Source organism: Nevskia soli, from assembly GCF_903970205.1.
Taxonomy (GTDB): domain Bacteria; phylum Acidobacteriota; class Terriglobia; order Bryobacterales; family Bryobacteraceae; genus Bog-113.
In genome coordinates this window covers 1-9,499 of record NZ_CAJCHS010000405.1, presented here as the reverse complement: position 1 = coordinate 9,499, position 9,499 = coordinate 1, and the positions used below count along the sequence as shown (strand labels likewise).

At 59.6% G+C, this 9,499-nt stretch carries 6 protein-coding genes; 4 read left to right on the top strand and 2 right to left on the bottom strand.

The features are described from left to right. Both H1Y01_RS17575 and nikR read right to left on the bottom strand, forming a co-directional pair. Positions 1-1,285, bottom strand: a 1,285-nt coding sequence (locus H1Y01_RS17575) for a molybdopterin-dependent oxidoreductase (protein WP_180541837.1), incomplete at its 3' end; no start/stop codon positions are given. Positions 1,286-1,294: 9 nt separating this feature from the next. Next, positions 1,295-1,747 (bottom strand): nickel-responsive transcriptional regulator NikR, encoded by a 453-nt coding sequence (nikR, locus tag H1Y01_RS17570; protein ID WP_180541835.1) that lies wholly within the window; start codon positions 1,745-1,747, stop codon positions 1,295-1,297. A 106-nt stretch (positions 1,748-1,853) separates the two neighbouring features. Here nikR and H1Y01_RS17565 point away from each other — a divergent pair, with 106 nt between their 5' ends. The 4 genes from H1Y01_RS17565 (at position 1,854) to H1Y01_RS17550 (ending at position 9,496) form a co-directional block, all read left to right on the top strand. Beyond that, positions 1,854-3,725 (top strand): APC family permease, encoded by a 1,872-nt coding sequence (locus H1Y01_RS17565; RefSeq protein ID WP_180541833.1) that lies wholly within the window; start codon positions 1,854-1,856, stop codon positions 3,723-3,725. Between the two features lie 99 nt (positions 3,726-3,824). Further along, positions 3,825-4,709, top strand: coding sequence for a hypothetical protein (locus H1Y01_RS17560; RefSeq protein ID WP_180541831.1), 885 nt, complete (start codon positions 3,825-3,827; stop codon positions 4,707-4,709). A gap of 49 nt (positions 4,710-4,758) precedes the next feature. After that, the gene (locus H1Y01_RS17555) at positions 4,759-7,143 is read left to right on the top strand and encodes a beta-propeller fold lactonase family protein (RefSeq protein ID WP_180541829.1); all 2,385 of its coding nucleotides are present in this window, start codon (positions 4,759-4,761) and stop codon (positions 7,141-7,143) included. Positions 7,144-7,213: 70 nt separating this feature from the next. Continuing rightward, on the top strand, positions 7,214-9,496 hold the full coding sequence (locus tag H1Y01_RS17550) for a transferrin receptor-like dimerization domain-containing protein (protein WP_180541828.1): 2,283 nt from the start codon (positions 7,214-7,216) through the stop codon (positions 9,494-9,496). Positions 9,497-9,499 lie beyond the last annotated feature (3 nt).

Below are 9,499 nucleotides of genomic sequence, written 5' to 3'. Positions count from 1 at the left end.
AATCGGCCGTATCGGTCTGCATCTGTTCGAGCACCACGGTGAACAGATCGTCGCGCTTCAAGCCGCGCAGCACCTGGTTCTGATCGGGCGCGATGGCCGCCGGGTTCGAGCAGTAAACGACCATCGCTTTCACCGGCGGGTCGGACAGATGGTTCAGCGCGGCTCCAAGCTCGGTCATATTCACGAGGCGCGCTTCCCGCCCGAGCGAGCGCTTCTGGAGATCGGGGCGCTCCAGGTTCGCTCGGTTCATATGAAAAGCGCCGGAGAGCGACAACTGCAGGCCGCCGCCGACTTCGCGCCACGAGCCGGTCAGCGCCGGTAGCAGCGAGATCAATCGCACCGCCATCCCGCCGCGTTCCGAACGCTGCACGCCGTAGTTGAGACGAATCGCAGCGGGCCGCGTCGTCGCATACTCCCGGGCGAGCGCGATGATGTCGTCGGCGGGAATGCCCGTGAGTTCCGCGACGCGCGCGGGCCGGTACTCCTCCGCCTTGCGCGCCAGATCCTCGAAGCCGGACGTATGCTGCCCGACGTAATCGTAGTCCACCAGACGCTCGCGGATCATCACGTGCATCAATCCCAGCGCGAGCGCCGCGTCCGTTCCCGGCTGTATCGTGAAGTGCTTATCGGCGAGCGAACCCGTCTTATGACGAACCGGATCGATCGTGTAGAACCGGGCGCCGTTGCGCCGCGCTTCCACGATGAACGGCCAGAGATGCACGTTCGTGGCGAGCACATTCGCTCCCCAGGCGATGATGAGTTTCGAGTGGCGGAACTGCTCGGGCTCGGTTCCATAGCGGCTGCCAAGCGCCTGAATCGTGCCGACCATCCCGGCGGTTGAACAGATGGTGCGGTCCAACCGCGAGGCGCCCAGGCGATGGAAGAAACGGCGGTCCATCCCGTTGGCTTGCAGAAATCCCATCGACCCCGCGTAGCTGTAGGGCAGGATCGATTCGGAGCCGAACTTGGCCGCGATGGACTTCAGCCGGTCCGCGATTTCGCCGAGCGCCTCGTCCCAGCTCACGCGCGCAAACCTGCCTTCGCCCTTTGCGCCGACGCGTTTCTGCGGATAAAGGAGACGGTCCGGCGAATATTGACGGTCCAGATAGCGCGCCACTTTACCGCACAGAAAACCACGCGTGACGGGATGCGCCGGATCGCCGCGCAGCTTCGATCCGCGTCCCGCATCGTCCACGTTGATCAGGACCGCGCACGTATCCGGACAATCCAGAGGACAGACCGACCGGCGAATTTCTAAAGCACGGGGTAAAGCTGCGGAAGACAAACCACCAGTTTAGGCGCTTTTCGGGAGCGCCGCATCTGCACCGTGGGACGCGTCGGCACCGGGCGCCGTCATCACCAAACGACCGTGCTGCACGCCCTTCGTTCCGATCAACAGATCCGCTAACTTGCGAACTCGCCCGGAATCGCCCTTGACCACGACTACTTCGAGACAAGTGTGATGGTCCAGGTGAACGTGCGTGGTCGAGATAATCAGCTGGTGCGATTCGTGCTGCAGATCGGTTAGCTTCTCCGGAAGAAGCCGCGAATGGTGATCGTAAATCAGGGTGACGGTTCCGACCACCAAAGTTTCCGGCGCTTCCACCGAGGCGGCGATCAGGCGGTCCCGGATCAGATCGCGGAACGCTTCCGACCGGTTGGTGTACCCCTGAGCGGCGATGGATTCGTCGAAGCGCGCCAGAAGGTCCACGTCGATCGCCACGCCAATGCGGCTTAACTCCGCCATAACCCAGCCATGAGAGCGCTACCAAATTAACACGCCGATTGTGCGAGACACGCCTTGCAGGTGCGAGACTGGCTAATTACGTGCCCAGCATGCGAGAGGTTCAGCATTGTCGATCATCGATTTAATCCTCGGCCGGCCCCTGGCCTCGTCGGACGAGCGCGCCCAGCAGATCGGCGTCGCGAAGGGCATCCCGATTTTCGGATTGGATGCGCTCAGCTCCGCGGCTTACGGCCCTGAAGCCGCGCTAACGCTCCTGATTCCGCTGGGTCTGGCGGGCGTTGCCTATATCGTTCCGCTGAGCACCAGCATCATCGCGCTGCTGGTTATCGTCTTCTTCTCGTACCGGCAGACGATTGCCGCCTATCCGAATGGTGGCGGATCGTACACCGTCGCGCGCGAAAACCTGGGCACCTTTCCCGGCCTGGTCGCGGCTGCCGCGCTGATGATCGACTACGTGTTGACCGCGGCGGTCGGCATCTCCGCCGGGATCGGAGCGCTGACCTCCGCCGTTCCGTCGCTGCATGCGCGCACGCTGGAACTCTGCCTGGGCGCCCTGGTGATCATTACCCTGGTGAATCTACGCGGCCTTAGCGAAGCGGGCGGCGTGTTTCTGTTGCCCACCTATCTGTTCCTGGGTTGTATGGTTACCGCGATCGCGATTGGGGTGTTCCAAACGCTGGCTAGCGGCGGAAACCCGCATCCCATAATCGCGCCTCCGGCCCCTGCGGCAAGCGGCGCCATGGTCGGGGTGAGCGTGTGGCTCATTATGAAGGCTTTCGCCAGTGGTTGTACCGCGCTGACCGGCGTTGAAGCAGTGAGCAACGGCGTGAAGGCATTTCGCGAACCGACCGCGCAGACGGCGCAGCGCACCCTGGGATTGATCATCGCCGCTCTCATCATCATGCTCGCCGGAATCGCTTTCCTGGTGCGCAGTTATCACATCGTCGCTACCGATCCGAATGGCAACTCCTACCAGAGCATCCTGTCCATGCTGTTTCTCGCCGTCTCCGGACGGGGCTGGTTCTATTACACGGCGATCGCTTCGGTGCTCCTGGTATTGGTTTTCTCGGCGAATACCGCTTTCGCCGATTTCCCGCGCGTCTGCCGCGCCATTGCCGAAGATTTCTTTCTCCCCATTTCGCTCGCCACCAGGGGACGCCGGCTCGTTTACTCACAAGGAGTCCTGATTTTGGCGGCCCTTACGGGCGCGCTGCTCATCGGCTTCGGCGGCGTGACGGATCGCCTCATCCCGCTCTACGCGGTGGGCGCGTTTCTCGCGTTCACGCTCTCGCAGGCCGGAATGGTCGCTCACTGGCTGCGCGAAAAGGGGCCGCACGCGATCCGGAACATGATCGTCAACGCGATCGGCGCCATTGCCACGGGCGCCACCGTGCTGGTGGTAATCGCGGCCAAATTCGTGGAGGGCGCCTGGATCACCGTAATCGCGATTCCAGCGCTGCTGGCGTTGATGTACGGCGTTCGCCGGCATTATGACCGCGTTCACGAAGCGCTGGCCAGTCCCGAGCCGCTCGAACTCGGCGATTTAACCGAGCCGTTGGTCATCGTTCCGTTGCAGCAGTGGAGCAAGATAGCCAAGCATGCGCTCTGTCTTGCCTTCTCGATCTCGAAGAACATTCGCGTGCTGTTTGTCGCCTCGGAGGATTGCTCGGACGAACTGCACAACGATTGGAATTCGCACGTAAGCGCGGCCGCCCAGGCGGCAAACGCGCAGATTCCCGAGCTAATCTTACTTCCATCGCCCTACCGATTCGTCGTGCAGCCCATCGCCGACTATATTCTCCAGGCGTCGAAAGATAACCCGGGCACGCGGATTATAGCGATCGTCCCGGAGTTGATCGAGCAGCGCTGGTATAACTACTTCCTCCACTCACAACGCGCCACACTCCTGAAAGCGCTGCTGTTGCTGAAAGGTAACAATGATCTATTCGTGATGAACGTTCCCTGGTATTTCAAATAGAATTCGGTTCCGCGTCAATAGCTATTTACAAAACTTTACAATTACTTCACGCGCCGGGTACGCGATAGGTTCTAACGTGGTGAGAGGCGCTCGCTATAGATGAAACTGCTCACCTTCCTTTTGATTTGCTGGGTATCGAGCATTCTCGCGTCGCCGGCTTCCGCTCAGAAGTTTACGTTCAAACACCTTGAATATCCCGGCGCAGTTCAAACCTACGCACAAGGGATTAACGCCGGCGGCGAGGTGGTCGGTTACTACGTCGGTACATCGGGATTGGCTAACGGATTTGTATACCAGGGCGGGACTTATACAGGCGTAGACATCACGGATAGTTCATCCACGTGGCTCTATGGAGTTAACAAGAGTGGGGAAACCGTCGGGGCGTTACATCGCACGATAGGTTCGGCCGCCGTTACCGTCGGTTTCACCGAACTCGACGGCACTCCTACTGAATTCATCGTTATCTTAGCCCGCGCAACGGTTGGACAAGCGATCAATAGCGCGGGCTCCGTCGTGGGATATGCGGAACTCGGCCTTGTGTCTTCCCCCACTTACGCGGCAATCGCCCGCTCGGCGAGCGGAACGATTGCGGTGCTAACGGTGACCGGCCAGTCTCAAACGTGGGCGACGAGCATCAATGATGTAGGCGTTATTGCGGGTTATGCGAGTACGGGTACGGCTTATACGGACCCTGTTGTCGGTTTTACTCAACTCGGTTCGACTACTCAAACCTTCCAATACCCGGGCGCCTTACAGACCTATTTCACGGGAATCAGTAACCTAAATGAGATCGTCGGTTATTACGCTAACTCGGACGGTACGGAGAATGGATTTATTCTGGCGAATGATGTATTTACTGCCTTCAGCGATCCGAGCGGAATTGCTACATTCCCGCAAGGGGTGAATGCGTCCGGCGTGATCGTCGGGTATGTCAGCCTGTCGGACACTTCAACCGTGGGCTTTGTTGCTACTCCAGTAAAGTAGGTCGGGTAAGCGAGAGCGCTGGCCGCTCACGCTTCAATGAAAGGTCTAAATGAACGCAACGTTACGGCTTCGGTGGATAACTCGAGCGGCCGGACTCGTCGTCCTGTTCGCGCTTCCGTCAATGACTCAAAATACCGGTACCCCTTACACAAATTTCGAAGGGGCGCTCACTAATCCGATCCGGCTTTCATCCGACGGCACGCGGCTCTACGCCGTGAACAATCCCAACGGAACTCTCTCTGTTTTCGACGTCTCGACCAATCCTTCCCGCCCGGCGCTGCTATCGGAAATCCCGGTGGGGGTCGAACCGGTGTCCGTGAACCCTCGGACGAATGACGAAGTTTGGGTGGTGAACCAGGAGTCGAATTCCGTAAGCATCGTCTCCGTTTCACAGGGAATTGTGGTCGATACGCTGCATTGCCCTGTCGAGCCGTCCGACGTCGTGTTCGCGGGTCAATACGCGTTCGTAAGTGAAGCGCGCAACAATCAGATCGCGGTTTTCGATGCGGTTACGCACACAATCGTTAAGTTGATTGCGGTCTTCGGCGGCGGCCCTCGCGCGATGACGGTAAGTGCGGACGGTTCGACGGTTTATGCCGCGTTCGCACTCTCCGGCAACGGAACGACGCTGGTCACCTTTAACGACGCGCCACCGCCGCCCCCGCCGACAAACCCGGCCTTACCGCCCGCTCCCGCGCAGGGCATCATCATTGCATGGAACGACCCCGCCTGGACCGGTTATGTCGGTTTCACGATGCCCGACAACGACGTTGTATCCATAAACTCGTCGACGCTGGCTATTAATGGCTACTATTCGGCCGTGGGAACACTCAACCTGGGACTGGCGGTGCAGCCTTCAACGGGCAACCTGTACGTGACTAACACGGATGCGTTGAACCTGGTCCGTTTCGAGACGAACCTGAACGGACATTTCGTCAACAACCGCGTCACCAAGATTACTCCTTCCGGAACGGTGACCGCGTACGATCTCAATCCGACGCTGGATTACACCAACCTACCGGACCCGAGTTCCATCGCGATCGCCTTAGCGCAACCGGCGGGTATCGTCTTCGACGCCACGGGACTAAACATGTACATCGCCGCCTTCGGTACCGATCGGGTCGCTTATGTGGATCCCAACGGCAACGTCTTGAACCGCATCGAGATCGATCCCCAGGCAACGGGTTCCACTGTTAACCCCGCAACCAAACGCGGTCCGCGCGGACTCGCGATCAACACCGCGCAGAACACGCTCTACGTTCATAATCGGATCTCCAACACGATCAGTGTGATCAACACGACCAGCAACACGGTCGTGAATGAAATTCATACGGGCTCTACCGATCCGACGACCGCGGCGGTGAAAGCGGGCCGCGGCTTCCTTTACGACGCGAAACTCTCCGGAAACGGCTCGGGATCGTGCGCCGCTTGTCATCTCGACGGAGAAGGCGACCACCTTTCATGGGATTTGGGCGACCCCAGCGGTTCTATGTTCGCCGTTACTCTCAACACCGGCGCCACGTTCGAAGAGCATCCCATGAAGGGCCCCATGAACACGTTGACGCTTCGAGGGTTGATTAACGAGCAGCCCTACCACTGGCGCGGCGATAAGCCGGAATTCTCAGACTTCAACGTAGCGTTCCAACAACTGATGGGCGGCACGCAAATCTCTTCCACCGACATGACCGCTTTCACAAACTTCGTGAACACGGTCACGTGGCTCCCGAATCCCTACCAGAATCTCAATCGGACTTACCCAACGAGCCTGGAGGGCGGTAACGCGCAAAAAGGGCAAACGGAGTTCATTAACACTCCGGTCGATGCGCTTGGTAACACGTGCAATACCTGCCATACCGCGACTAACTTCGGCTCCGACCTCGATATCTTCCTGCTCGCGGATGCCGTGCAGCCCATGAAAGCGACCTTGCTTCGCGCCACGTATCAGAAGGAGTTGTTCAATAGCACGGGGCCGACAATCGACGGTTTCGGAATCCTTCACGATGGCGGCGAAGAGAATATTCATACTTTCGTTGGAGGGAACCTTTTCCCAAGTCTTGCGGGTAAAAAGAGCGTTCAGAATGATATTTCGGCGTTTAACTTATCCATGGATACCGGGACAGCACCGGCCGTCGGTTACGCGGTGACTCTTACCGCTGCCAACGTATCGACTTCGGCGAACACGACCGCCTGGTCCACACTCGAAAGTCAAGCTGGGCTGCAGTACGCCGACTTAGTCGCGAATGGCACGGTTCATGGCGTAGTGTCAGGGCTACTGTACGTGCCGACCACGAAGCTGTATCAGCAGAAGCCTTCAGGACCGACGTACACGCATCAGCAGGTCGTAAGCCTTGTCGAGGCCGGCGACACACTAACGATCCTGGGCGTGCCCTACGGCGCCGGCTCGCGAATCGCAGCCTTATCGGCGCGTAAATAACGCGCCTTCGCGGTGCAGCGGACATGCTTCCTGACTGGCGAGTTAAGATAATTCAACCGCCACGCCGCCTATGCCCATTTCCGCCCCCCAGCGCGGGTTGACTCTGCTCGCCGCGCTCGCTTTCGCATATCCCATCCGTTCCGCCGATACAAATCCGCCGCTGGACGGATATTCAGCATCCGCGTCGCAAACTGAGCGCGAGTGGGAGCAGAAATTCCGCGCGATCCCCAGTTCGGAGCGGCAGCAGGAATACATGCGGCGCCTGACCGCGCGCCCGCATCACGTCGGGTCGCCTTACGACAAGGACAACGCCGAGTGGCTGTTGAAGCAGTTCCAGGCATGGGGCTTCGACGCGCACATCGAACCGTTCGACGTGTTATTTCCGACGCCGAAAGAACGCAGGCTGGAGATGACCGCGCCGGTGAAGTATCGCGCCCAGCTGGAAGAACCGCCGCTGGCGATTGACCCAACCTCCGGCCAGACGCACGAACAGTTACCCACTTACAACGCCTACGGCGCGGACGGCGATGTTACCGGTCCGCTCGTTTATGCCAACTATGGGATGCCCGATGACTATGAGGAACTCGAGCGCTTAGGCGTTTCCGTAAAAGGCGCGATCGTAATCACCCGATACGGTCACGGCTGGCGGGGCGTCAAGGTCAAGCTTGCCGCCGAACATGGCGCGCTGGGTTGTCTAATCTACTCCGATCCCGGAGACGACGGCTACTCCCGCGGCGAGACTTACCCGCAGGGACCCTTCCGGCCCTCGCAAGGCGTCCAGCGCGGCAGCGTGATGGACACCGATTATCCCGGCGATCCTCTTACACCCGGCAAGCCCTCCATACCCGGCACTCCGCGTCTGGCCCTGAAAGACTCGACGACGATCCAGAAGATACCGGTGCTGCCGATCTCTTATGGTGACGCTCAGCCGCTCCTCGCCGAAATTCGCGGGCGCGTCGCTCCACGGGGCTGGCGCGGTTCGCTGCCTCTGACGTATCGCATTGGACCCGGACCGGCGATCGTGCACATGAAGGTACTCTCTAACTGGGATCAAAGCCGCATTTACGACGTGATCGCGCGTCTGGATGGCGGCGACATGCGCGATGAGTGGGTGATCCGCGGGAATCATCACGACGCCTGGGTGAACGGCGCGGAAGATCCAATTTCCGGTCAGGTGGCATTACTCGAAGAGGCGCGTGCGTTCGGGGAACTGAAGAAGCAGGGATGGACGCCGCGCCGCACTCTCATCTATTGCGCCTGGGATGGCGAAGAACCGGGATTACTCGGCTCCACGGAATGGGTGGAAGCGCATGAGCAGGAATTGAAGGACCACGCGGTCGCGTACTTCAACAGCGATACCAATGGCCGCGGTTTCCTGGGAGTCGACGCGTCGCATGTCCTCGAAAAGTTCATCAACGGCGTTGCTCGCGACATACACGACCCGGAGACGGATCTGACACTCTGGAAGCGGCTCCAGGGGTCGACCATCGCCGAAGCGCATACGCCGGAGGAGAAGAACGAGGCGCGGCAGCGAGCCGACCTACGAGTCGGCGCGCTGGGCGACGGATCGGACTACGCGCCATTCATGCACCACATCGGCATTCCTTCAGCAGATATTGGTTTCGGCGGAGAGACCGAGGGGGGAATCTACCATTCGATCTATGATGACTTCTATTGGTATACCCATTACGGCGACCCTGGCTTTGTCTACTGCCGGCTACTCTCGCAAACGATGGGTACCTTAGTCATGCGAATGGCTGACGCGGAGCTATTGCCGTTCGATTTCACGGACTTTACCGATACGATCCGCACTTATATAAGTAATCTGCAGAAGCTGGTAAAGAATCAGCAGGATCTGACTCGCGAACGGAATCGAGAGGTCGAAGAAGGCACCTACAAAGCGGTTGACGATCCGACGAAGCCGCTGAAACCGCCGCCGGTCCGCACCGTACCGCCATTCTTCAACTTCGCGCCGCTCGAGAACGCTCTTGAAGTATTGGACCGAAGCGCCGACGCCTACGCCGCGCAGATCGCGAGGCTTCGCAACGCGAGCGCGTGGCCGGAAGACACCGCACTCGACCGCGTGAATCACTTACTCATGCAGAGTAGCCTGGCGCTGACCGATCCCGAGGGATTACCGGGCCGCCCTTGGTTCAAGAATCAGATCTATGCGCCGGGCGCCTACACCGGCTACGAAGCTAAGCCGCTGCCGGGAGTTCTGGAAGCGATGGATCGCAAGGACTGGGACTTAGCCCAGTCGCAGATTCCTCGCGCCGCCGCGGCGTTGACGCGTGAAGCCGGTGTTATCGATCAGGCGACAGCGGCACTTAGTCATGCCGCCGGGCAACCATAGAAG